Source organism: Legionella nigrisilvae, from assembly GCF_977063395.2.
On sequence record NZ_CDRUGZ020000022.1, the window covers coordinates 87,362 to 111,052 of the forward strand.

Genomic DNA, 23,691 nt, shown 5'->3' on the forward strand with positions numbered 1-23,691 from the left:
TCTCATACACGAGCCATTCTTCGGCTTTCTGCTCGTAACGAATACAGCGAGAAGCTGTAATATATGACAAGTAATGCCGATAAAATGAATCCAGAACCAGGGAAAAGAAAATTAAAAATTAACAAAATGAACAAGAAACATAGCATAGGGGTTGAGGCAACAGCTAAAAGTCTACATGATTGCGCAAAGGTTACATTAAAAGAAAAGAATACATTTGAAAAAACTTGTCCTAGAAATCCTAAGACAAGGTAAATAACCAAAAACATGGAAAAAAACATTGCAACAACCATCGGGTAAATCAATAGTTCTGAAAAAAATTTCAATTTTTGTACTGAGCTATTTTCAGCGTATTTTTTACCATCAAAAACGGCATTTGTTCCTTTATCAAAGGATTGAACGATTGGAGCCCCCCTGCTAGGCTTGGATTCGGGCATATTAAACAACGTCAAGCTCGGCACCTTCAAAGAAATTTTATTTTTGTTGATCAAAATCGTAAGGTAAGGATAATCCGTAGTAAAATCATTGATTTTGTCTGTAGTATCAATAATCACAACGACTTCACCTTTATCGTTCTTAACAAAATAAGGCATAGGCTTATTAAGAAATACTTCGCCATTTTGTATATAAAAAACTGGGATTTTTGACAAAGGATTAGTAATCTGTTCTCTAAACGATTGATCTAAACTGAAACTCAGTCTTAAAGAGAATGGAATAGAAAATACAGCGATGGCTAACAAGAAATAAATTATACCAAGTCCCTTCCATCGTTTTCCAACATCGACGTAAAGAAGTCGTGAATAGAAGGACATATACAATGCAGACCAATAGCGGTAAATTCGAGTATCAATTGGTTTTAGTTTGTTTTTTTCTTTACTCACTCCATTCTCCAATACGTTTTCCCGATTTACTATGAAAAAGATGTAACTTAATTTTAGGTAGTTCTATCCAGAGTTGTCCACTTGAGATCGATTGATCTGCTGAAATGCGCAAATTTAATGATGGAGCGTTTTTAATACATTTTGCGCGCACGAGCTTATCTGCCCCCATATCATCTACAAATTCAATCTCAATAGGAATGGCTTGTGAATTACTTTCAGAACTAAGCAAAACATGCTCCGCTCGAATCGCCAAAACTAATTCATCCTTATCTTCAAGAATTTGCTTTAGCTGTGGAACAGGATAACGAACTCCGTACTCTGTATCTACAGTGTGGCTCGATTTATTGTAGATCCCTGATATTAAGTTCATAGGATATTGTCCTGTAAATCCTGCCACAAATAAAGTAGCTGGTTTTTGATATAACTCCTGGGGTGTTCCGATCTGTTCAACAATACCTTGATTAAGGACCATAACCCGCTCCGCCATAGTCATTGCTTCCGTTTGATCATGGGTTACATATAAACTGGTAGTATTTAGTTGTTGGTGTAGGCGGCGAATTTCATGGCGCATTTCTGTACGCAATTTTGCATCAAGGTTCGATAAGGGTTCATCGAATAAGAAAACAGCCGGGGAGCGTACCATAGCCCTTCCCATAGAAACTCGTTGCTTTTGCCCTCCCGAAAGAGCTTGAGGTTTTCGCTCTAAATAAGGAGTTAAATGCAATAATTGGGCTGCTTCGTGTACTCGACGTTTAATGTCTGCTTTTTTAAAACGCCTCATTTTTAATCCATAAGCCATATTATCAAATACAGTCATATGAGGATAAAGGGCATAGTTTTGAAAAACCATAGCCATATCTCTTTTTGCTGGAGGTATCTCATTAACGCATTGATTGTTAATTAGAATAGATCCAGAACTTATATCATCTAGCCCTGCAATTAAACGTAATAAGGTGGTTTTTCCGCATCCCGACGGACCAACAATTACCATAAACTCACCTTTTTTAATGCTCACGTTTATGTTATCAAGAATCGTGGTTGATCCAACATTCTTCGAAACTTCAATGAGACTGACTGTTGCCATGCTTATTTTAACCCTTTTTCAAACCAGCGCTGCATTAACATCACCACCATACAAGGTGGAATCAAAGCGATCAATGCAACAGCCATAATGTAATGCCATTGTGGAACTTGATCCGCCACTCCTGCTAAATATCGAATGCCCATAACTACTGTAGCCATTTTTGTTTCTGTAGTAATCACTAATGGCCAAAGGTACTGATTCCAACCGTACACGAACAAAATAACAAATAATGATGCAATTTGAGTTTTGGATAATGGTAAAACAATATGAAAGAAAAAACGAACAGCCCCTGCTCCATCTAATTTAGCTGCATCCACAAGTTCAGGGGGTATGGTTTTAAAAAATTGACGGAACAAAAAAGTTCCTGTGGCCGATACGAATAGAGGTAATGTCAAGCCGGTAAAAGAGTTTAATAATCCAAAAGAAGCAACCACCTGAAATGTAGGCACGATCCTAACTTCTATAGGCAACATCATAGTAGTAAAGATCAAAGCAAAACATAATTTTTTAAAAGGAAAGTCGAAATAAACTAATGCAAAAGCCGAACCTAGGGCAAAAACAATCTTTCCCAAAGCAATAGCCATGGCCATAAAAAAACTGTTTAATAACATGGAGGTAATAGGTTCCCCACCGGTAACTGACAAACCCTCAGTCATCACTGCCTTTAAATTTTTAAATAGCAATGGACCTGGAACTATAGGTATTTGAGATTGCATCATAACACTGCCTTCATTACTGGCAGCGACCAATGCCAAATACACAGGCAACAACATCAAAAAAACAAAAAAACATAAAAATCCATGTGATAAAATACGAGCTACATATGATTTCATGCGTAATGAACCTTTTTTTCGAGGTATTTAAATTGCACTAAAGAAACAAGGATGACAATAAGCATTAGTAATACAGATTGGGCTGACGAACTTCCCAAATCCATTCCTTCAAACCCATCCTGATAGACTTTATAAATTAGGTTAGTTGTACTATTACCAGGCCCGCCATGCGTCATCACTTGAATAATGCCAAAAGTATCAAAAAAACCATACATTAAATTCATAATGAGTAAGAAAAAAGTTGTGGGTGATAGAAGTGGAACAATAATTTGCCAAAAACGTTGCCAACCCGAAGCCCCATCGATAATTGCTGCATCAATTAAAGACGAAGGAATTGCTTTAAGTGCAGCGAGATAAAATAAAAAATTATAACTGAATTGCTGCCAACTGGCTGTGAGAATAACCACTCCAAATGCCTGGTTTACATTATTAACATAATCAAAATTGATACCAACAGATTGCAAAATATGAGTCAACCATCCTAAAGTTGGATGGCATAAAAAGCGCCATAAAATTGCTGCTACTGCAGGCGCTACAGCATAAGGCCAAATTAATAAAGATTTATAAAACCCTTGCGTCCTACCTCTATTATTCACTAATATGGCCATAAAGAGGCCTAAACTCATCGTGAAAAAAGTCACACTAAAGGCGATAATAAAAGTTACCCCTATTGCTTTGCTGTAACCTGGATCGAGAAAGAGATCCACAAAGTTGGAAAATCCTGCGAATTTTTTATGGAGGCCAAAAGCATCCGTATAAAAAAAAGACTGCAATAATGCATTACATGCAGGCCAAATAAAAAACATCAGAGTAACAACAAGTTGTGGAATTATAAAAAGCCAAGCAGAAAGACGTTGGTGATTGAATTTAGCCATTGCCCAATATATAAGAGGGTCTGTATAAGCATTATATAGGTATGGATGTTTAAGTAAAGTAGTAAAAATAGCCTAGGTAGAGGGCACGGTAATTAAGGTATGCTTGTTACTGAAATTCCTTAGTTCCATTCCGCCGGACCAAGCTCCAATTAATTCTTGATTAAGGAATATATTTTGCGCTACGTACATATTGAAAATCCAGGACCACACAATCGATTGATTATTGAAAACGGCCCTACACCTGAATACAGTAAGTCGCAAATTTTAGTGCATGTGAAAGCAACTGCACTCAATCGCGCTGATATTATGCAACGATATGGTAAATATCCACCACCACCCGGAGAGTCTGAAGTTCTTGGCCTAGAAGTTTCAGGAGACATCGTCGAGGTGGGTGCGAATGTAACCCAATTTAAACCTGGTGATAAGGTTTATGGATTAGTGGGTAGTGGTGCCTACGCTGAATTTTGTCCTGTAGAAGCTTCACTAGCTCAGCACATCCCAGATACTTGGAATTATGCACTCGCTGCAGCACTTCCTGAATCCTTAACCACCGTGTATGCCACTCTGTTTGATCTAGGGAGGCTTAAACCAGGCCAAACCTTACTGATTCATGGTGCAGGAAGTGGAATCTCCTCCTTGGCAATTCAAATGGCAAAATTAAGCCAGGCACACGTGATCACTACAGTAGGAACTGATGATAAATTGGAAAAAGCGCGAAAGCTCGGTGCAGATCAAGTCATCCATTATCGTAAGCAAGATTTTGAAGACTTAATTGAAGATCATAGTGTTGATTTAATTATAGATTTTGTGGGTGGAGATTATTTCAATAAACATCTGCATTTATTAAAACCTCAAGGTAAACTCATCCAGATTGCCTGCCTCAAAGGAAGCAGCGTGGAATGCAACCTCGCTCTGATTATGCGTAAACGATTGCAAATTATTGGCTTTGTGCTGCGCTCTCAAGCTCTTGAAGAGAAAAACAAGTTGTGGACCGAAGTGCATAAAGCATGGATTGAAGACCTTAGGACAAAAAAATTAACTCCTATTATCGATTCGGAGTTTAAACTGGAACAAATTGAAGCGGCGCACCAGCATATGGAATCAGGCACTCATTTCGGTAAAATTGTTGTGCATGTCGATTGATTTTCCTCCCCCTCATCCAGAGGGGGATAGTTTAAGCTGCGCATGGCAAAGATCATGGGACCATTATTTCTTGGATTTAACTTTCTCAGCATCCAAACGAAGAGCACGATTTAATAATTGCTCGTAGATCGGCGCATTCGGAGTAAGCTGTAGCACTATTGTTGCAGTAATACAGGCCATCATTACAGGAAAAATTAAATAATAATTATGCGTCATTTCCACAACCAATACTGCTCCAGTTATTGGAGAACGAGTGGATGAAGCAAACAACGCAGCCATTCCGGCCACTGCGAACATTCCTGGCTGAGTTAAGAAATCAATATGCAACATTTCTAAAACATGGAATATAGCCAAACCAAGAAGTGTCCCTATCGAAAGAATTGGAGCAAAAATTCCTCCAGGTACAGATGTCCCGTAGCACGCCATCGTTCCTATGAATCGAACAATTAGAAGAAAACATAAAAAGCTAAAACCAGGTGATAAGGTTAAGGCCTGGTGGATAATGTGCATTCCCCCCCCTACTGCGGACGGATGGTATACAGCCAAAAAACCAATCAGAAAACCTACGATTAAAACATAATAGGATTTCTGTCTTGAATTAAACTTATCCAGGAGGGCTAGGGTTTTCATTAGAGAAAGATTAAATAAAAGGCCTACAAAACCTACCACGATGCCAAATAAAGCAAACAACCATAAAGAATCGAGATGAGGAAACTCAAATACATCCATGGGTATCGTGGGTTGTGGACCAATGATCAAATCGAGAATAACGGTAGCTGTAAGGCAACAAATTACTACCATACTAAAACTAGTAAAAGAATAATTGAACTGATTGCGCATTTCTTCCATGACAAAAATAACCCCTGCTAAAGGGGCATTAAATGCAACCGCCAATCCTGCAGCAGCTCCTGAAGCAATCAAACTGTCCTTTCTACGGCGAGTTAGGTTAAATAAACTCCCGAGCATTTCCCCCAAACTACCACCTATGTGAATTGTGGGGCCCTCTCGACCCAAAATCATCTGGGCAGAAAGAGCTAAAATTCCAAAGAAGTATTTTACAGGTAATAATCGATGCCAAACTATGGTTTTTAAATGAAGTAAAGTACCCTCAATTTCAGGAACCCCGCTGCCCGATGCTTGAGGAGCATAATGCTTTACAGCAAAATAAGCAGCATAAACCATAACCATAGAGACCAATCCTGAAATCAAACCGGATGGCCATCCATGGATACTAAGCAACCGAAAAAAATTATTCAACAGATTAACAAGTACATCGATTGATAATCGAAATGTTGATCCTACAAGACCAACTACAATACCCAAAACAAAAGATACAGCATATAGCGTCAATATCTTATTGCGCATTGTCTTAAACCATCCTCATTAAATTATTAATAATTTTTAGCCCCGCTTGATTCACTAGAGATAATATGGTTTCGGGATGAAATTGAACCGCATGAATGGGTAGTTGTTGATGCGAAATGGCCATAACAATACCGTCATCACTTAGAGCAGTAACCTTTAATTCTTTTGGCACCGCATTGAGTCGTGCATGAAGTGAATGATATCTTCCTGCTTTAAAATTGGCTTCCAAACCAGAAAATAGTTCCGGATTGTCTACCACTTTGATGATTGATGGTTTCCCGTGCATGGGATAATTTAGAATATCCAAAATTCCACCAAAATGCTCCACAATACCCTGCAAGCCCAAACACACTCCAAACAAAGGAATACCCAGAGAGATAACCGTTGCGATTGTTTGGGATAAATTGAAATCACTTGGTTTGCCTGGGCCTGGAGATAAAACTACAAGATCATATTTTTGATTCTGTAAATATTGTAGGGCTTTATCAAAACGAACTGTACTTACTTCGGCGCCGGTTTGTCGAAGGTAATTAGCCAAAGTATGTACAAAAGAATCCTGGTGATCGATAAGTAATACGTGCTTTCCTTTTCCTGTTAATGGCAATTGTAATATTTTGCGTTGAGGGTTAGGGTCCCGTTTTTGCAACATATCTAAAAAAGCAGAGGCTTTTAAGCGTGTCTCTTGTTCCTCAGATTCAGGAACTGAATCATAAAGCAAGGTGGCTCCAACTCGAATTTCGGCAACGCCTTTTTCAATACGTACAGTTCTTAAAACCAAACCAGTATTTAAATTTCCATCAAAACCAAACCAACCTACAGCCCCGGCATACCACTTTCGTGGGGATTTTTCATGTTCTTCAATAAAGTTAAGAGCCCAAATTTTAGGAGCTCCGGTGACTGTAACGACCCACATATGAGTTAAAAAAGCATCTACAGCATCAAAATGTTCTCTTAAAAGGCCTTCAACATGGTCTACGGTATGAATCACTCGTGAATACATTTCAATTTGTCTGCGACCTATTACCTTTACAGAGCCTGCTTCACAAATCCGCGATTTATCATTCCTATCCACATCAGTACACATGGTCAATTCAGATTCTTCTTTTTTTGAATCTAATAAAATCTGAATGTTCTCCGCATCCTCAATCGCATCGGCACCTCGCTTAATAGTTCCGGAAATTGGACAAGTTTCTACTCTTTTTCCTTGGACCCGTACGTACATTTCTGGAGAGGCCCCAACCAAATATTCTCCATCGCCTAAGTTAATAAAAAAACCATAGGGCGATGGATTTAATTGACGCATTTGTTTGAATAAAGCAGAAGGACGATCCTCATAATGGGTGTAAAAAGTCTGACTTGGAACCACTTCAAACAAATCACCACACGCAAAACGCTCCTTAGCTTTATTTACAACCTGAGCATATTCCCCGGGTAAATGATCACATACTATTTCAGGTTTATTAAGCGATTGGTATTCTGCAGATACACCTTCTCTGGTAAATGATTTCGTTGATTGACCTTGAAAATCAAAATCATAACGGCGAAGAAATGCTTCTTCTTTGCGATGGTTCACTACATAGATTTCGTCAGGTAAATAAAGAACCATATCCCGTTGTGACAGTTCTCTTTTTTTATGTTTCGGTAAATCTTCAAATTGAAAAATCAAATCAAAACCAAAAGCGCCATATAGTCCCAAATAAGACTCATCATCTAATTTAAAAAAAGCCAGTATCAGACGAATCACTGTGAATACAGAGGGTTGATGGCTACGCTCTTCTTCACTAAAAATTTCACGAGAAGTTTTAATTTTAATTTGCAGCAATGCATCACTTTGCGACACAACTTCTAAAAACTGTTCATCTTCCAATAATGGAATAATGAACGTTAAGAGGATTTTTCCACGTTGGTTTAAAGCATCAATTTGAACTAGATTCTGCTTACAAATAAAAGCCAAAGGCGGATTATAAAAACCTATATCCCAACATGTATAACGTCCTGGATATTCAAAACTTGATGCAAATAAGGCTCCTCTTTGTGAATCTAAATGCTCGAGAAGATTCTCTATGCCTTGTTGATAATCTAGAGTAATTTGAGAACACTCAATTTCAACGCCCCCTTGGGTTGTGTAATGCAACATGAATAACTAACTCAATAGAATAATTAAGATGTCCTCCATTCTACTTTAAAAATGGTGTTCTGCAAGAATCTCGTTTCTCTGGTAGCAATAGGATGAAGGAAGTGGAACCCGGGAATAATAGGCCATAGCTCCCGGGACGCTTCGCTGCCACCAAGGCAAAATTATTCATGTTTCCTTTTCATAATCTCATCAAGAGGACAATTTTGATCAATGGCGGCCTGCACCCATAAACCAACCTGATGATGCGCATCCCTAAAAGGCATTCCTTGCAATACCAAAGATTCCAATATGGCTGTAGCGTTCAAATAGCCCCCATTGGCTTTTTGTTCCATTACCTTTGTATTGAATTGCACGCTCTCCAAAAAAGGAGTGATAATTTCCAAACAAACGGACAATGTATTTACGGTATCAAATAAGCATTCTTTGTCTTCTTGCATGTCTTTGTTGTAAGCAAGGGGTAGCGCTTTCATTACTGTTAGAATCCCCATTAAATGTCCAAAAACGCGACCGCTCTTACCTCTAATTAACTCCAAAACATCAGGATTTTTCTTATTAGGCATCAAAGATGAACCTGTTGCAAAAGAATCATCGAGAGTAATAAAACCAAACTCCTGGGTAGCCCAAAGAATTAAATCCTCAGCTAAACGTGATAAATGCATCATAATGATTGATGCCGCAGCACAAAATTCAATGATAAAATCGCGATCACTTACTGCGTCAAGAGTATTTTCAATTACTCCAGTAAAACCGAGAGTTTCTGCCACCCACTTACGATCCAATGGCAAGGCACTTCCTGCTAATGCCCCGGCACCCAAAGGAGAACGATTCATTCGCACTTGCCAATCATACAACCGTTCTAAGTCACGCTGGAACATTGCTAAATAAGCACCAAAAAATTGCCCTAAATAAATAGGTTGAGCTTGTTGCAAATGAGTGTACCCTGGAATTTTATCATCGGCATGAAGTTTAGACAGCTTTTCTAATACCTGATTTAAATTGTGTAAAAGTGTATTAATATGCAAACCAGCATCACGGGAATATAATCTTAAGTCCAGGGCAACTTGATCATTACGACTGCGTCCTGTATGCAGTTTTTTACCGACTTCACCAATTTTAGCAATCAATAATTGTTCCACAAACATATGAATATCTTCACAAGACGCATCAAACTCATGGACACCTTGTTCGATTTCTAAGTTTAGTTCTTCTAATCCTTTACAAATCAAACTCGCTTCACTCTCAGAAATCAGCCCTTGCCGAGCAAGCATTTTTGCATGCGCTTGACTGCCCACTATATCATGAACATAGAGCACTCTATCAAAAGCCAAAGAAGCATTAAAATGCATGACTCTAGGGTCGAGTTCTTTTTTAAACCGCCCTCCCCAGGTTTTATGCGCCATTATTTCTCTCCTTTATGTACCTTGCCATAAACTTGTGCTGATAATGAAAATAAATTGATAAATCCTTCAGCATCCTTTTGATTATAAACTCCATCTTCTTCAAAGGTAGCCAAAGCAGGATCATGTAAACTGAATGGCGAATGCATTCCATGAGGGATTATGTTCCCTTTATATAACTGAACTGTGACAGTTCCAGTCATATGCTCTTGGGTCACATCAATCAAAGCATCCAATGCATTCTTTGCTTGAGAAAACCATCGCCCCTCATATACAAGATTGGCATATGTTTGTTGTAAGGACTGTTTTAGATGCAATGTTGCTCGATCAAGGCATAAACTTTCAAGCATCTGATGTGTTTTATAAAGCACTGCAGCAGCAGGAGCTTCATATACACCTCTAATTTTCATTCCCACTAATCGGTTTTCAACAATATCAGCCACGCCAATTCCATGAGAGCCAGCTATCTTATTGAGTTCTGTAAGTAACTCTACTGAGCTCATTTTTTTTGCATTCAGCCCAACAGGAACACCCTTCTCAAACTCAATACTCACTAATTCTGAATGGTTTGGCGAGTGTTCCAAGGAGGTAGTCATCAGCAATAAATCATCGGGTTGCGGTTGTGTTGGATCTTCTAAAACCCCTCCTTCATGTGAAATATACCAAAGATTATGATCTCGAGAATAAGGTGATTTAGGTGTCACTGGTACTTCGATTCCATGCAATTTCGCATATTCAATTGCCTCTTGTCTGGACTTAATCTTCCAGGATCTCCAGGGTGCGATAATTTTAAGTTCAGGCGCTAAAGCTTTTATTGTGTATTCAAAACGAACCTGATCATTACCTTTTCCGGTAGCTCCATGAGCAATAGCATCAGCCTCTTCCAGTATGGCAATTTCAACCAATTTTTTAGCGATTAAAGGTCGCGAAATAGTACCTAAAACATATTGATTTTCATAAAGCGCTCCGGCTTTGACTAATCGCCATAAATAATCATCAACAAATTCATCTTGAACATTCATCACATATGCTTTTGAGGCACCACTTTTTAATGCTTTTTCTTTAATGGCCTCCAAATCCTCATCTTGTCCTAAATCACACACCATGGCGACGATTTCTGCATGCTGGTAATGTTCTTTAAGCCATGGAATCATTACTGAAGTATCCAGGCCACCGGAATAGGCTAGCACAATTTTTTTAATCGATTCAGTCATGGGTTACTCCTGATAGTATTGTTTTAAATGTAAAATGGGTTCCGCTAATTCCTTAGGTATCACGTCTGCGACTAACTGGCCCCCTTTGAGAACAACCAAGCGATCTGAGACTCTACTGAGAAAATCTAGATCATGGGACGCAATAACCATTGTAACGCCTAAAGATTTAACTGAATTTAATAAACTAATCACTTCATCAATTGTTGCCAGATCAAGGCCTGACGTAGGTTCATCACACAGTAATAAATTTGGTTTCATCATTAAACTTCGCGCTAAAGCGACGCGTTGTTTTTGTCCACCAGATAACTGATGAGGATAAGCAGATGCTTTATCACTAATTCCTAAACTTAGCAGTAAAGTTTGTGCTTGCTCTTCATAATTTACTGTTTTATTTTGTAAACGAGGTGCATAAACCAAATTTTGCATCACAGTCATGTGTGGAAAAAGCTGAAAATCCTGAAACATAAAACCACTGTGACCGACTACCTGAATCGTGCCTGAATCTAATGTTTCGAGTTGTTGTATGCAACGCAACAACGTCGATTTTCCGCCTCCCGATGGTCCAGCTAAACCCAGCACCGTATGGGCTTGTACCGTTATGCTGACATTATTTAATACCGATAGCGAACCGAAGTATTTACTGGCTTGGTTAATTACTAACATAAAGCCTCCTTTGTTCCAATTTTTTGCCCAGGTACTCAATCAAGAGAACCATGCCGTAGTAAAAACAACCTGCAATACATAAAGGAACAAAATAGGTAAACTGTTCTGCTGCAACCGATTGTGCCCTGCGCATCAAATCCATTCCCCCTATGGTCGCGATCAATGCAGTTTCTTTCAGTAATGCAATCATTTCATTAATAAACGCAGGGAAAATATTTTTAATTACTTGTGGCAATACAATATCTTTCCACAAATAAAAACTAGGAATTTGTAACGTTTTTGCTGCTTCAAACTGGCCTTTGGGCAGATGCTCTATTCCTGATCTTAGGATTTCTGCAATATAGGCTGAGCTATTCAATCCAAAAGTTAAAAGTCCTGCCACTAAAATATTTGCTTTGACCCCGATTAAGGCTGGGACAGCAAAATATATGAAGCTAAGCTGCAAAATTACTGGGGTTCCTCGCATCACCGAAATAAATCCATTTATCATAGGATTCATAATTCCTTGGTATCTTAGTAAGGCCATTAGAGTTCCTAGTAAAGTCCCTATCAATAAACCACCAAGTAATAATGTCAAAGTCACTAAAGTACCTTCACCTATGTACAGTACATTTTGTTTTAACTCTTCCATTTTGTGCCCTCCAGCCACTTCTTCTTAAGTGCTGATAACTCACCATTTTGTTCCAATTCGTTTAAAACCTGGTTTATTTTTTGAGTTAACTTAGAACCTTTTTTCAGTGCCAAACCATAACCATCTGCGGATTTAGCAATCACAGCAAAGGATAACCCAGGATTTTTTTCACTAAATACTGCACCTTGAACGCCATCAACTAGAACTAAATCAACATGGCCGGCTTTTAGAGCAGCGATTGTTTGATTATTATTATCCATAACCAGAAGATTGACATTTGGGATATTCTTTTTTAACCAAATTTCCATCGTACTCCCGAGTTGCACCGCAATTTTTTTATCAGCTAATTGCGTCACATCGTTAATGGGCTTAGCCTCAGGGAAAACAGCCGCCATACTTTCGAAATAATAGGGATTAGTAAAATCAAAATTCTTTTTTCTCTGTTCGGTAATGGTAATCGTAGAAATCGCTGCATCAACTTGTCCCGAACTTAAAGCCGGTAAAATACTGCTAAACTGCATGGTGTCAAAAAATGCGTCCTTTCCAAGTTTTTTTGCAATTAACCGCGCTAGGTCTACATCAAAACCTTTGATTTCCCCATGATCATTATATTCAAATGGTGGATATTCTGCCGCTACAGCAAAATGAATATATTGAATGTTTTCATTAGACACCTTGGCATAACAAAGAGAAACCAACAGAGCTAGACTTGCTAAAAAAATATAAAAAATATGTTTCATTTGAATATACATCCAGTTTTTATGCGTTTATTAAATTTAACAATCTCAACTTGCCCTGTCAAGATATTTTGAATATAATTTCACTTGAAGTGGTTTTGTATTCACTTAATCATAAAATAAGCGGAGGTAGGCATGAGTCAAGATGCTGCTCTAGATGGGCATATATTAAACATTGTGCAAACAGAGAACATTGCAGAACAAGTTGATTTACAAAATAGCTTGAAAGAACGAGGTTATACCATTCCCCAAGCCACTCTATCGCGAAGATTAAAAAAACTAAAAATTGCCAAAATTGGCGGTACGTACCAAGTTGTGGATTTCAGTATGCCCAATCTACCTTTAGTATTGAACATGCAAATTTCAGATTATGGACTTATTGTACTTCATACCCACCCTGGAAATGCGAATAGTCTCGCGTTTTTTATTGACCGTAAATTTGTCTCTTACTCGCCTCAGGGCACACAAAACTCAGGCATTTTAGGCACAATTGCTGGCGATGATACTGTACTTCTTATCGTAAAAAGTAAGGAGCAATTATTTAATGTAGTTCAACTCTTAAATGATGAATTTCCTTATTTAAAGAAGTAATTAAGTTAGAAACCTTAACCTCCCAGATTTTTTCTGGGTTCGGTTCTTTTTTACTCCCTAAAAACGGCACATCTTATCTAAAACAGCCCTGTTTTTTTCTTATAGATTTCTTCAAACGGCAAACCTTGAAAACAATAAAAGGCGCTGAATATATTTTTCTCACTTTGTATATTTTAGCGCAAGCCATTGTAACTATTGAAATTTCCTTTTTTGTTAATAAATCCTTAATAAATCAGTAATTTTTCCTTAATAAATACCCTTTATAGTGGAGTCTGAAGTCTTATTTATCTTGGACTAATTTAGCATGAAAACAAAATCTGAAACGGTCACCGTAACAAAAAACTCCAATTCAAAAATCCTTAAATTGAGAGCCGAATTTCTATCAGTAAAAATGAAGGAGTTAAGCGATTATAATGAGGCGATTCTTCAAAAAATAAAAAAACGATGCTGGGTAAAGGGCGAATATGATTCAGAAAAAGTAAAAGAACTGGTTTTAGAGGTTTATGAAGGTCTTAAATACGAAGAATCCCAAACCAATTTGTTAAATCTTTTAAAAAACAAAGATAGAACCGTTGAAAATTTAATAATGGAATTAATAAAAATTATTTCAAGCGAAACGTTTGAATATTCTACGTTCTCATCCACAATGCCTGACTTTTTTAAAATAATAGACACTGACGAACAGTTGAATGCATTTTTAAGCAATCCACAAAAATACATTAACGATAACAATAGAAAATTATCTTCTTTTGAATTACAAGTTCTGGAAATAGTGATCAATGATCCAGCTTTTAGTCAATTGCCTTCAATTAACCGCCAACACAACCCAAGCGTTTTTATTTCTTCGCCCTTAACTACTCAATTATGGCAATTAAATATTAGCCAATATGGTTCCCTGGATGCAGCTCGATTTGATCAATGCATTGAACCATCTGCAAGAGAATTTGTTTTGGCAAAATCAAGACAAAACATAAAGGGTCCACCTGTTATTGGATTAGCAGGGGCCCTTGTAAGTTATGATCGAAGCTCCATTGCTAAAACAGCCGAGATGGTAAAACATATGGGTATGGGAGCTTGTCATACATTTGCTCAGTTGGCAGCAGATCATTTATTAGTTGCAATAGAAAAAGGATTATTACCTCCAGCACATATTAAGATGGTAAGTCATCAAAACGATTTAGGTTCTCATACCTATCTTCTTCTCGATCATAATTCTGATGACTTAACCGATTTATCTCAATGCACCATTGTTGATCTTTGGGCTGTGGTTATGGGTTATACCAAGCAAGGTTATGGTGCATTTTTAATGAGTAATTACCCATACCCCGATATGACAACTAATTTGGTTTGTTGTTATGACTCGCAGCAAGTCAACGTCAACAAATCCGAAGAAACCGCTACTTCGAGTCTTTCATTTATTCAGCAACTGGCTAAAGCATCTTCTACCAAAGGAAATTTCTTTTCCACTTCGCACACAAATCAAAATGAAAAACTGAATCGAAAACAACAAGTAGCTGTCACATTTTTAGATTATGCAAAAGAATTTATAAAAACTACTTCAAAAAACCATTTAAAACTCGATTTAATTGATCTATTGACTACTCAAGTAAAACAAAACGAGATTACTCCTGAAATAGCAATGAAAGTAGCGACTCAATCAATGTTTGCACGCTCTATTGAGCGAAATACCAACAACTTCCTCTGGAAAGGTGTTGTATTCAATAAAAGTGAGCAATCCTTATCTTCTCTATTACCTGCATTTGATAAATCCATAGGATTTTGGACCTCTTATTTAAAAAAACATGGTGTTATGAGCTCTAATGAGACCCTCAATACAATTGACGTGGATTTTTTGAAAAAAATTGTTGATTTTTTAGACGGAAATGAGGAACATTCATTTTCTGCAGATAGCCAAAAAACTTATAAAATTTAGCTTTGAATATGGCATACCTGTAACAAAATATTTGGAGTAAATTTTATGGGTATACCTAGTTTAAATGTAAATCTATTGCAGTACATGGACATCATGACTCTTCCAAGGGAAATTTTATTTCAAATTCTTGATCAACTCACATTAGTTGACATACTAAAACTAAAAAATGTGTCAAAAGCCTTTAGCAATTTGGCCTCAAATTATTTAAACGATGAATTAACCGTAAAAGAAATAAGTTGTGGTCAAGACTTCACTCTGGTTCTTTTAAGTCGAGGACGTGTTTTAGCTGTAGGAGATAATTCACGGGGACAACTTGGGCTTGGTTTAGAAATAAAACAAGCCTCTGTATTAACCGAGATTCCTCTTAATGAACGTATTAATCATATTTCATGTGGATTCTCACACTCACTGCTATTAAGTAGATCGGGTAAAGTTTTTGCTATGGGTAGAAATGACGAACAGCAAATAAAACCTGACTCTAATACCTCAAGTTTTAACATACCCATGCCAATAGAAGTGCAATCAACAGTAAAAAATATTTTTGCTGTAAATCATACAAGCGCTTTAATTTATAGTGATTCATCCGTTAAACCTCAAATAATGGGGAATCAATTAAAATGTTATCAATTTGGATGCACCATAAGTTTTTTACCTGAATGGACTCCCATTCCTCCGACTGAATTGGACGTTGCACAAATTTCAGTAGCTGGTAACCATGCACTTCTTTTAACTACTCAAGGAGAGGTCTATGTATGCGGAGATAATGAATCCGGATTATTGGAATTACCCCCTGAAAATTTATTTATTAATACTTGGACTAAATTGCCAGATGTTAGAGCAATACAAGTTAAAGCCACTACTTTAGGTTGTTTGATACTGACCCATGATAATTCATTAATTGCTTGTGGTTTAAACACGAAAGGACAATTAGGTCCCAATAAAACCAGCAAAGGATTTACTCGCATTGCTTCCGAGGTGAGTTTTTTCGATGCGGCAGATCATCATACTGTTTATGTCGGTAACAAAAATGAATTGTTTCATTTTGGAGCAATGCAGATCAACGATCGCGAGTTAAGAACGGTTAAAGATGGAATTCTTCCTATAAAGGGGCATGGGTTTCTTGTAAAATCACCTACCTCGCCTACTCCACTGGTCAAAGCTTTAGTGAGTGATTTTTTTAAAGCCAAAACTCACGCTAAAAAAGAGTCCCTTGATCAATGCAAAAATATTTTTCCTAGTAAATAATTACCATGAGATGAGGAGTATTGCTCCAATAGAATCTATTTATATTTATACTTCAGTTATAATTTATATTTTTTAGTTATCACATCCTCGGTATAATAAAAATGTTAACACTTTGAGGTAGCTTTTATGACCATCTCGGTAAAAGATTTAGAGAAGATTTCTCAACTAGCCTATCTAGATTTAGAACACTCTCCACAACTCATTAAAGATATTAATGCAATAATGGATTTTGTCGATCAGCTGGGCTCGGTTAATACTCAAGATGTTGAACCACTTTTTCACCCGCTTGAATTAAGTCAACGCTTAAGAACTGATGTGGTTACTGAAGGAACATATCTTTCGGAACTAGAAATTCTTGCACCAAAATTTGAACAGGATCTTTATTTAGTACCTCAAGTTATAGACCAGAGTAAGTGACATGGAAAATTTATCCTTAAAACAATTATCGCAGGCTTTACATCAGGGCAAACTTTCAAGTGTGGAATTAACCCAACATTATCTAATGCAAATCCAAAAGTATAATGATTTAAATGCATTCATCAGTTTAGATGAAGAACATGCTCTTCTTGAAGCGCAACAAGCCGATCAAGAATTAAAAAAAGGGCATGGAAAAACGTTTACTGGGATACCTATGGCGTTGAAAGATTTATTTTGTACCAAACGTATGCCTACGACCTGTGCTTCAAAAATATTGGAGCATTTCCAATCCCCGTATGAAGCAACCTTAGTGGGTAAATTACGCGAGCATGGATCCATTCTGATTGGTAAAACCAATATGGACGAATTTGCAATGGGCTCCTCCAATGAGAATAGTTACTTTGGTCCTGTAAAAAATCCATGGGATAGAACACGGGTTCCAGGTGGTTCGTCTGGAGGGTCAGCAGCTGCTGTAGCGGCTGGTCTAGTTCCTTTCGCTATAGGTTCTGACACGGGTGGTTCAATTCGACAACCTGCTGCCTTATGTGGGATTAGTGGAATTAAACCCACTTATGGCCTCATTTCTCGCTACGGCATGATTGCTTATGCCTCCAGCTTGGATCAAGCGGGACCATTAGCTCGAAGCGCTGAAGATCTTGCTTTAGTACTGCAAGCTATTGCGGGTTTTGATTCCCAAGACTCTACCTCTGTGGAGACATCAATTCCGGATTATTATGGGGACCTGAATAAACCTTTGTCTAAAATAAAAATTGGTTTGCCTTCGTGCTTTTTTCAACCTGAGGTAGAGCAAGAAATACAGGAAGCGATTCGGGAAGCAGTCACAGTTTTTGAACATATGGGAGCTGAAATTATTCATTTAAATTTGGAGCTCCAGCCTTTATGGGTACCATGTTACTATGTAGTTGCGTGCGCTGAAGCCTCCTCCAACTTATCACGTTATGATGGCATACGTTTTGGCTATCGTAGTGATAATGCAACCACATTAACCGAACTGATTCGTAATTCACGCAGTGAAGGTTTTGGGATCGAAGTAAAACGCCGAATTTTGACAGGAACTCACGTACTTTCATCGGGTTATTTTGATGCATATTATTTGCAAGCACAAAAGATTCGTCGACTTATTCAAGAAGAGTTAGTTACTACACTGAAATCCGTTGATGTTATTCTCGGACCAACAACCCCAACCTGTGCGTTTAAATTGGATGAGAAAGTTACTGATCCAATTCAAAATTACTTGGCTGACGTTTTTACGGTTGCTGCTAATCTTGCTGGACTTCCGGCAATTTCCATACCCGCAGGCTTTGCTAAAGGGTTACCTATAGGTATGCAACTCATGGGCAAACATTTTGGTGAAAGTCGTTTACTCCAGATTGCCCATCAATATCAACAACAGACCAACTGGCATTTAGCCAGTCCAAAGCAATAAAGGTGAATTATGGAATGGGATACAGTCATTGGCCTTGAGGTACATGCTCAGCTAAAAACAAAATCAAAGCTCTTTTCTGGCGCATCTACTGCGTTCGGTTCTGATCCTAATTCTCAAACCTGCTTTATCGATGCAGGATTTCCTGGTGTTTTGCCGGTGTTGAATCAGGAAGCAGTGCTTATGGCAATTCAGTTTGGTTTGGCTATTCAAGCTGACATTAATGATCAATCTGTTTTTGAGCGCAAAAATTATTTTTATCCGGATTTACCCAAAGGATATCAAATCAGCCAATTTCAAAAACCTATAGTGAGTAATGGTAAATTAACAATTACTTTGAATGACGACAGTGAAAAAGAGATTTTGATCGTACGCGCCCATTTGGAAGAAGATGCCGGTAAATCATTACATGGAATACATTCTGGCTTTAGTGGAATTGATCTTAACCGTGCAGGAACACCTCTTTTGGAAATAGTTACCGCTCCTTGTTTGTTTTCGAGCCATGAAGCAGTAAGTTACCTTAAAAAATTGCATCAATTAGTCCAATTCCTAGGTATCTGTGATGGTAATATGCAAGAAGGTAGTTTCCGTTGTGATGTGAATCTATCCTTAAAGCCCAAAGGTTCTTCTGTTTTAGGCACACGGACTGAATTGAAAAATTTAAATTCATTCCGTTTTATCGAAAAAGCTATAGCATATGAACAAGCACGACATCAGGATATCCTTGAAAGAGGGCAGCAAATAGTCCAAGAAACACGACTTTATAACCCTGACACGCATACAACACAGCCGATGCGCAGTAAAGAAAATGAAAACGATTACCGATACTTTCCGGATCCGGATTTATTACCCATACAAATTACCCGATTCTTCATTGCTGAAGTAAAGAATAAGTTACCAGACTTACCGGATAAGATTCATGCTGAGTTGAAAAACATACCTTCTCTCAATGAAGGAGACATTCATTTTATTCTTTCTTCTCCAGCAACTTATCAGTTTTTTAAATCAATTAAAGCTCAATGTCGCGCTTCTGAGAAAATGATTATTAATTGGTTAAAAGGTCAATATGCTGCCGCTTTAAATGAAGAGGGTTTAACGTTTGAGACTCCACGTGTATCCGCAGAGCTCATGGCTGATCTTCTTAATAAATTACATGACTCAGTGATTTCTTTAAATAACGCACGATCTATTTTCGCTTTATTATGGACTGGAGAAAAAGATATTGAAGCCATAATAGCACGTGAAGGATACGGACAAGTAGATGATAGCGCTCTTTGGGAAGACATGATTATTCAATTAATTCAACAATATCCTGAACAAACCGCTGATTACAGGGCAGGAAAAGAGAAATTGCTCGCATTCTTCGTAGGGCAGATCATGAAGCAAACCAAAGGACAAGCTAATCCTGAACAAATCAATTCCCTACTAAAAAAACATCTAGCAGGAAATGGATAATTTACATTAGAAGGATTTTAGTTACTATTCAGGAACCCTCGTCAACCCATGTACAAGGTGGGATATCCACGTTATAGCACCGTGTTAGGATAGAGAAATCTCTTGTTGTACTCGAGATAACGGCAAGCAACCCGGATTATAGCTACGACTTCATCCAGGATCCACATTGTGAAAATAATTTTTGCTAATCTCGGTGAATAGCCCTAGAGCTATGCTTTAGGCATTAACAATTGCTCATGAGTTTAAATAAAATTAAGGACTCGATTGTTTCTTACTAGTGACTTCAGAAGGAAACGTTTTATTTTTTAGATCTTGAAATTCTTTATCATTCTTATTATTTGCTGCCCGATAGAATTCATTTACGATCTCTTGTGCTTTCTCACCCACTACACCGGATTTTTTAAGCCCATGATAATCATCTCCAAATATTTTGGAATGTCCTTTCTTCCAGGCCTCATCAATACCCAAAAGTCGTTGTAAGCTAAGCATGCGACTTGTACCCAAATAACTACCGCCTTTGGTGACTTCCACCTTAGCCTTATCGTTCATATGGGTGAGCACACTATCATGCGCCTTATTAATAATATCGTGTACCGTACGTTTACCATCAATGTTTCTAATTTCTGATTTAAGTTTATCTTCTAATTTCTGGCAATAGTCAAGCTTCGCTTGATTGCGTAATTTATAGAAAAATAGGAACGAACATTTTTGCTGTTCCTCAGAGAGTGTGTTTTTATATATTTGTATCAATGAGATTGCTTCACGCAGTTTACTTGTTAGTCTCTCTTTTTTGTCCTCTGCGAGTTTGTCTTCTTCACTTTTTTTCTCTTCTTCTCTATTGGAGCCTTGGTCTGGAGGATTTGTTCCCCTATTTTGCTGCGCTTCACCTTCGGGCTTACTTGGTTCATCCTGAGCCTTTTTTTTCTCCTTGTTATCACCGGAATCATTACCAGAGTAATCTTCAATTTTAGGTTGAGATTCAATGTTTTTCATTTTAATTTGCTGTAAACGAAACTCGGCTTCTACTTGTTTTTGCATAAAGGTCTCTTCGAGTCGCTCAATAGCATGAACAGTTTGTTGATGCATTTTTGACTTGCCATCAATAGCTTTTTTAATCTCATGAAGTTTTTCTTTCTTTTCAGCAATAAATTGAATAAAAGCTTGAAGATTATCAGCATTATCAGTAATTAGCTCGCCCTCTTTTTTATTTACGTCTTGTGCAATAATTTTTATTTTTTCAAGAAGTCTCCTTAAGCTCTTTAGATCCTGTGCTTGCTCCTTAATCGATTCAACATTGTCTTGTAGGCCTTTAAGTTCGTTTAGCTCCTTTTTAATCTCTTTTACATCAGAGGTTTCACAACCCTCCAAGATTTCCTTCAGGGCCCATTTTTCATTAAAAATCATGTTCAATGTTGAAATAGATTTATCGTCAAACCAAGAATCAAAATTCCGATCGAACTCGTTAAATTTTTCTTGTGAATAGTCCGGAACTTCCAGCAGATTAGAGTAAATTTTTCGTATTAAATCGAATTGTCTTTGATTAGCATCTAAATTTTCATGTGCTGATTTTACTATAGACTTTGCTTTCAGAACCAATTGTTGATTTCGAACTAAATCTTGTTGCAAAGACTCTGCTTGTTTTTTTTTGTCCCCAATGGATTGCTCTATTTTCTCAATTACCAGGAGCGTTTGCGTATGAGTTTTGGAAGTACCATTAACCTCTTGCTTTAAAAGCACTATTTCCTCTTCTTTTTCTGAAATAAACTTAAGCAACTCTTGAAGTTTATCCGCATCTGAAGGGATTAGTAACTCTTCAGCTTTTTCTATGACCAAAGCCTCAATAGTTTGTATTTTTTTAAGCAGTGTCGTTAATCTCATTAATTCTTCTGCTTGTTTCTTAATCGATTCAAAATTTATTTCTTGCTCCGATAGCTCCTTCTGAATTTTTTCTATCGTAGGGCTGACTCCATGTTTTTTTATGATTTCATCCATGCTACGTTTTTTTTCCTCAAGTTGTGCGGGTACGGAGGAAAGCTTATCAAACCAAAGCTGAAGATTCTCATCAAACTCAGCAATTGAATTAAGAGAATAGTTCGAATCAGTAATCAACTGAACATAAAGGTTTTGTTTGTCAACGATATCCTTCTTCGCCCATGAGACTAGAGACTTGGCTTCGAGGAGAAGCTTTTGACTTATTAGCACCTGTTGAAATGCGTCCACTCGTTTGATAACGTTTCTACCAAGCTCCGAATCGTCTATGGGATCAATTTTCTTAAATCTGTTTTTAGCTCCGCCTTGTCTCGATAAGAATAAAATATCATCACGTTTCTGACGGATAATCACGGTATTGATATCTTTTTTAGCTAATGACAAGGCTCTAATAAGGTCATTCAGAAAATTCCAATGATTTTCAGTATATTCTGAATCTTCAGAATTGAGATCCATGTATAAGAGAAGATTATTTTCATTCGATTTAATGAATGTTTCAAATTTTTTATTAAACCCTATTTCAGAGAATTCCTTAATTTGTCTCAAAAGCGGTTGCTTAGGAGATATTTTACTAGGTTCAGTATAAATGGCTCGTAGTTGGGTTGTCATATTAGCATCATAGATAAAGCAATATGATTATATTATAAACTAATGTGTCAATAATTTATACAGCATTTAATCTGAATGGGTGTTTATTTACCACTAAAATTAATAAAAGATCATCCCGCTAAATAAGCTACTATGGGTACGCTAAAGCTGCGGGTTGTGAAAATTGATTAAAAGAAAAGATGAAATTTCGGATTAAAGATTAGATAAAGAAGAGGTAAAAGAGTCAGTCGATAAGCCGGGTTCTGTCACGGACAATCATTCATCTGGGACATGCGTCACCGCATACCTCAAGCGACCTACCCGAGTCCCGTGCGGGTCACACGTCATGACTTTTCAGTCAAATGGACTCCTATTTGGTCTTGCTCCGAGTGGGGTTTTCCCTGCCACGTCTGTTACCAAACGCGCGGTGCGCTCTTACCGCACCATTTCACCCTTACCTCTAAGAGGCGGTATATTTTCTGTGGCACTTTCCGTAGGTTCACACCTCCCAGGCGTTACCTGGCACTCTACCCTTTGGAGCCCGGACTTTCCTCCCTTTGTAAAACAAAGAGCGATTGTCTGACCAACTCTGTTATCAATAGTAGCAGAGTGCCTAGTCAAAGACCACTATATTGAGAATTTAATATGAAAAACAGTGAAAAAAGATTGCTTTTATCAATTAGAAATCACGAGTTCCTATAAATTCGTCATCGAAATAACGCTTTAGTTTAGTACGTAAAGTACCACGACTTACACCAAGAACACGTGCAGCTTTTGATTGGTTGTAACGAGTTAACTCCATTACTGTACGAAATAACGGCGCTTCAACTTCTTCAACGATTAATTGATATAAGTTTAAGTTAGAATCTTTATTATTGACACTGCTTAAATAACCCTTAACAGCATGAATTACTTGATGAGTAAGTGCTTCGCTGCTTTGCACCATTGTATCTGTGCTCATTTAAGTCTCCTAGTACAAATAAATTAAATAAAATTATGCCCAGTACTTACACTCACCGAACACTATGGCCTATATAGTATCAAACATCTCAAAGAGTGTAAATATTGTTTT

At 37.5% G+C, this 23,691-nt stretch carries 20 protein-coding genes and 1 other RNA gene; 7 read left to right on the top strand and 14 right to left on the bottom strand.

Annotated features, from left to right (window positions below; genetic code table 11):
- Positions 1–2 precede the first annotated feature (2 nt).
- From ACWTE2_RS13580 to ACWTE2_RS13595, 4 genes are read right to left on the bottom strand one after another with little or no spacing between them, the layout of a single operon-like run.
- Positions 3–878 (bottom strand): DUF1189 family protein, encoded by an 876-nt coding sequence (locus tag ACWTE2_RS13580; RefSeq protein WP_454785770.1) that lies wholly within the window; start codon positions 876–878, stop codon positions 3–5.
- Positions 871–1,962 carry an ABC transporter ATP-binding protein gene (locus ACWTE2_RS13585; protein ID WP_454785771.1) on the bottom strand — a complete coding sequence of 364 codons (1,092 nt, stop codon included), beginning with the start codon at positions 1,960–1,962 and terminating at the stop codon, positions 871–873. The genes ACWTE2_RS13580 and ACWTE2_RS13585 overlap by 8 nt, the downstream gene beginning before the upstream one ends.
- A 2-nt stretch (positions 1,963–1,964) precedes the next feature.
- Complete coding sequence (ugpE, locus tag ACWTE2_RS13590; protein WP_454785772.1) at positions 1,965–2,795, bottom strand: sn-glycerol-3-phosphate ABC transporter permease UgpE; 831 nt, start codon at positions 2,793–2,795, stop codon at positions 1,965–1,967.
- Entirely contained in the window at positions 2,792–3,670 is an 879-nt protein-coding gene (locus ACWTE2_RS13595; RefSeq protein ID WP_182393442.1) for a carbohydrate ABC transporter permease, read from the bottom strand. Before ACWTE2_RS13595 ends, ugpE begins: the two co-directional genes overlap by 4 nt.
- 174 nt (positions 3,671–3,844) lie before the next feature.
- On the opposite strand from ACWTE2_RS13595, the gene ACWTE2_RS13600 reads away from it, so the two are divergent.
- Positions 3,845–4,813 (top strand): NAD(P)H-quinone oxidoreductase, encoded by a 969-nt coding sequence (locus tag ACWTE2_RS13600; protein WP_454785773.1) that lies wholly within the window; start codon positions 3,845–3,847, stop codon positions 4,811–4,813.
- A gap of 63 nt (positions 4,814–4,876) precedes the next feature.
- On the opposite strand, the gene clcA is transcribed toward ACWTE2_RS13600, so the two are convergent.
- The 7 genes from clcA to ACWTE2_RS13635 form a co-directional block, all read right to left on the bottom strand.
- Positions 4,877–6,178: a H(+)/Cl(-) exchange transporter ClcA gene (gene clcA / locus ACWTE2_RS13605; protein ID WP_182393440.1), complete on the bottom strand. Its 1,302-nt coding sequence runs from the start codon at positions 6,176–6,178 to the stop codon at positions 4,877–4,879.
- A 4-nt stretch (positions 6,179–6,182) separates the two neighbouring features.
- Positions 6,183–8,315 (bottom strand): anthranilate synthase component I, encoded by a 2,133-nt coding sequence (locus tag ACWTE2_RS13610; protein ID WP_454785774.1) that lies wholly within the window; start codon positions 8,313–8,315, stop codon positions 6,183–6,185.
- 161 nt (positions 8,316–8,476) lie between these two features.
- Positions 8,477–9,715, bottom strand: a complete 1,239-nt coding sequence (argH, locus tag ACWTE2_RS13615) for an argininosuccinate lyase (RefSeq protein WP_454785775.1) — start codon at positions 9,713–9,715, stop codon at positions 8,477–8,479.
- Positions 9,715–10,926, bottom strand: a complete 1,212-nt coding sequence (locus tag ACWTE2_RS13620; RefSeq protein ID WP_454785776.1) for an argininosuccinate synthase — start codon at positions 10,924–10,926, stop codon at positions 9,715–9,717. The genes argH and ACWTE2_RS13620 overlap by 1 nt, the downstream gene beginning before the upstream one ends.
- Before the next feature lie 3 nt (positions 10,927–10,929).
- A complete protein-coding gene (locus ACWTE2_RS13625; protein WP_182393435.1) occupies positions 10,930–11,589 on the bottom strand; it encodes an amino acid ABC transporter ATP-binding protein in 660 nt (219 codons plus the stop codon).
- Positions 11,576–12,220, bottom strand: coding sequence for an amino acid ABC transporter permease (locus ACWTE2_RS13630; RefSeq protein ID WP_454785777.1), 645 nt, complete (start codon positions 12,218–12,220; stop codon positions 11,576–11,578). The genes ACWTE2_RS13625 and ACWTE2_RS13630 overlap by 14 nt, the downstream gene beginning before the upstream one ends.
- On the bottom strand, positions 12,208–12,960 hold the full coding sequence (locus ACWTE2_RS13635) for a substrate-binding periplasmic protein (protein WP_454785778.1): 753 nt from the start codon (positions 12,958–12,960) through the stop codon (positions 12,208–12,210). The genes ACWTE2_RS13630 and ACWTE2_RS13635 overlap by 13 nt, the downstream gene beginning before the upstream one ends.
- Before the next feature lie 132 nt (positions 12,961–13,092).
- On the opposite strand from ACWTE2_RS13635, the gene ACWTE2_RS13640 reads away from it, so the two are divergent.
- The 6 genes from ACWTE2_RS13640 (at position 13,093) to gatB (ending at position 20,042) form a co-directional block, all read left to right on the top strand.
- Positions 13,093–13,548, top strand: coding sequence for an arginine repressor (locus ACWTE2_RS13640; RefSeq protein WP_182393432.1), 456 nt, complete (start codon positions 13,093–13,095; stop codon positions 13,546–13,548).
- A gap of 304 nt (positions 13,549–13,852) precedes the next feature.
- Positions 13,853–15,481, top strand: coding sequence for a hypothetical protein (locus tag ACWTE2_RS13645; protein WP_454785779.1), 1,629 nt, complete (start codon positions 13,853–13,855; stop codon positions 15,479–15,481).
- 45 nt (positions 15,482–15,526) lie between these two features.
- The gene (locus ACWTE2_RS13650) at positions 15,527–16,726 is read left to right on the top strand and encodes an F-box-like domain-containing protein (RefSeq protein ID WP_454785780.1); all 1,200 of its coding nucleotides are present in this window, start codon (positions 15,527–15,529) and stop codon (positions 16,724–16,726) included.
- Between the two features lie 126 nt (positions 16,727–16,852).
- Entirely contained in the window at positions 16,853–17,143 is a 291-nt protein-coding gene (gene gatC / locus ACWTE2_RS13655; RefSeq protein WP_454785781.1) for an Asp-tRNA(Asn)/Glu-tRNA(Gln) amidotransferase subunit GatC, read from the top strand.
- Between the two features lies 1 nt (position 17,144).
- Positions 17,145–18,590, top strand: a complete 1,446-nt coding sequence (gene gatA, locus ACWTE2_RS13660) for an Asp-tRNA(Asn)/Glu-tRNA(Gln) amidotransferase subunit GatA (protein WP_454785782.1) — start codon at positions 17,145–17,147, stop codon at positions 18,588–18,590.
- Between the two features lie 9 nt (positions 18,591–18,599).
- Positions 18,600–20,042 (top strand): Asp-tRNA(Asn)/Glu-tRNA(Gln) amidotransferase subunit GatB, encoded by a 1,443-nt coding sequence (gene gatB, locus ACWTE2_RS13665; RefSeq protein WP_454785783.1) that lies wholly within the window; start codon positions 18,600–18,602, stop codon positions 20,040–20,042.
- Positions 20,043–20,294: 252 nt separating this feature from the next.
- Here the strand turns inward: gatB and ACWTE2_RS13670 are convergent, their stop codons facing one another.
- From ACWTE2_RS13670 to ACWTE2_RS13680, 3 genes are all read right to left on the bottom strand, one after another.
- Positions 20,295–22,640: a hypothetical protein gene (locus ACWTE2_RS13670; protein ID WP_454785784.1), complete on the bottom strand. Its 2,346-nt coding sequence runs from the start codon at positions 22,638–22,640 to the stop codon at positions 20,295–20,297.
- 215 nt (positions 22,641–22,855) lie between these two features.
- Positions 22,856–23,210, bottom strand: an RNA gene (rnpB, locus tag ACWTE2_RS13675) — RNase P RNA component class A.
- Positions 23,211–23,298: 88 nt separating this feature from the next.
- Positions 23,299–23,580: a helix-turn-helix domain-containing protein gene (locus ACWTE2_RS13680; protein ID WP_182393426.1), complete on the bottom strand. Its 282-nt coding sequence runs from the start codon at positions 23,578–23,580 to the stop codon at positions 23,299–23,301.
- Positions 23,581–23,691 lie beyond the last annotated feature (111 nt).

Bases quoted from the DNA above. Each gene is read 5' to 3' on its own strand.
- ACWTE2_RS13585 (WP_454785771.1), bottom strand. From the start codon at position 1,962: ATGGCAACAGTCAGTCTCATTGAAGTTTCGAAGAATGTTGGATCAACC.
- ugpE (WP_454785772.1), bottom strand. From the start codon at position 2,795: ATGAAATCATATGTAGCTCGTATTTTATCACATGGATTTTTATGTTTT.
- ACWTE2_RS13595 (WP_182393442.1), bottom strand. From the start codon at position 3,670: ATGGCTAAATTCAATCACCAACGTCTTTCTGCTTGGCTTTTTATAATT.
- clcA (WP_182393440.1), bottom strand. From the start codon at position 6,178: ATGCGCAATAAGATATTGACGCTATATGCTGTATCTTTTGTTTTGGGT.
- ACWTE2_RS13610 (WP_454785774.1), bottom strand. From the start codon at position 8,315: ATGTTGCATTACACAACCCAAGGGGGCGTTGAAATTGAGTGTTCTCAA.
- argH (WP_454785775.1), bottom strand. From the start codon at position 9,715: ATGGCGCATAAAACCTGGGGAGGGCGGTTTAAAAAAGAACTCGACCCT.
- ACWTE2_RS13620 (WP_454785776.1), bottom strand. From the start codon at position 10,926: ATGACTGAATCGATTAAAAAAATTGTGCTAGCCTATTCCGGTGGCCTG.
- ACWTE2_RS13625 (WP_182393435.1), bottom strand. From the start codon at position 11,589: ATGTTAGTAATTAACCAAGCCAGTAAATACTTCGGTTCGCTATCGGTA.
- ACWTE2_RS13630 (WP_454785777.1), bottom strand. From the start codon at position 12,220: ATGGAAGAGTTAAAACAAAATGTACTGTACATAGGTGAAGGTACTTTA.
- ACWTE2_RS13635 (WP_454785778.1), bottom strand. From the start codon at position 12,960: ATGAAACATATTTTTTATATTTTTTTAGCAAGTCTAGCTCTGTTGGTT.
- ACWTE2_RS13640 (WP_182393432.1), top strand. From the start codon at position 13,093: ATGAGTCAAGATGCTGCTCTAGATGGGCATATATTAAACATTGTGCAA.
- ACWTE2_RS13645 (WP_454785779.1), top strand. From the start codon at position 13,853: ATGAAAACAAAATCTGAAACGGTCACCGTAACAAAAAACTCCAATTCA.
- ACWTE2_RS13650 (WP_454785780.1), top strand. From the start codon at position 15,527: ATGGGTATACCTAGTTTAAATGTAAATCTATTGCAGTACATGGACATC.
- gatC (WP_454785781.1), top strand. From the start codon at position 16,853: ATGACCATCTCGGTAAAAGATTTAGAGAAGATTTCTCAACTAGCCTAT.
- gatA (WP_454785782.1), top strand. From the start codon at position 17,145: ATGGAAAATTTATCCTTAAAACAATTATCGCAGGCTTTACATCAGGGC.
- gatB (WP_454785783.1), top strand. From the start codon at position 18,600: ATGGAATGGGATACAGTCATTGGCCTTGAGGTACATGCTCAGCTAAAA.
- ACWTE2_RS13670 (WP_454785784.1), bottom strand. From the start codon at position 22,640: ATGACAACCCAACTACGAGCCATTTATACTGAACCTAGTAAAATATCT.
- ACWTE2_RS13680 (WP_182393426.1), bottom strand. From the start codon at position 23,580: ATGAGCACAGATACAATGGTGCAAAGCAGCGAAGCACTTACTCATCAA.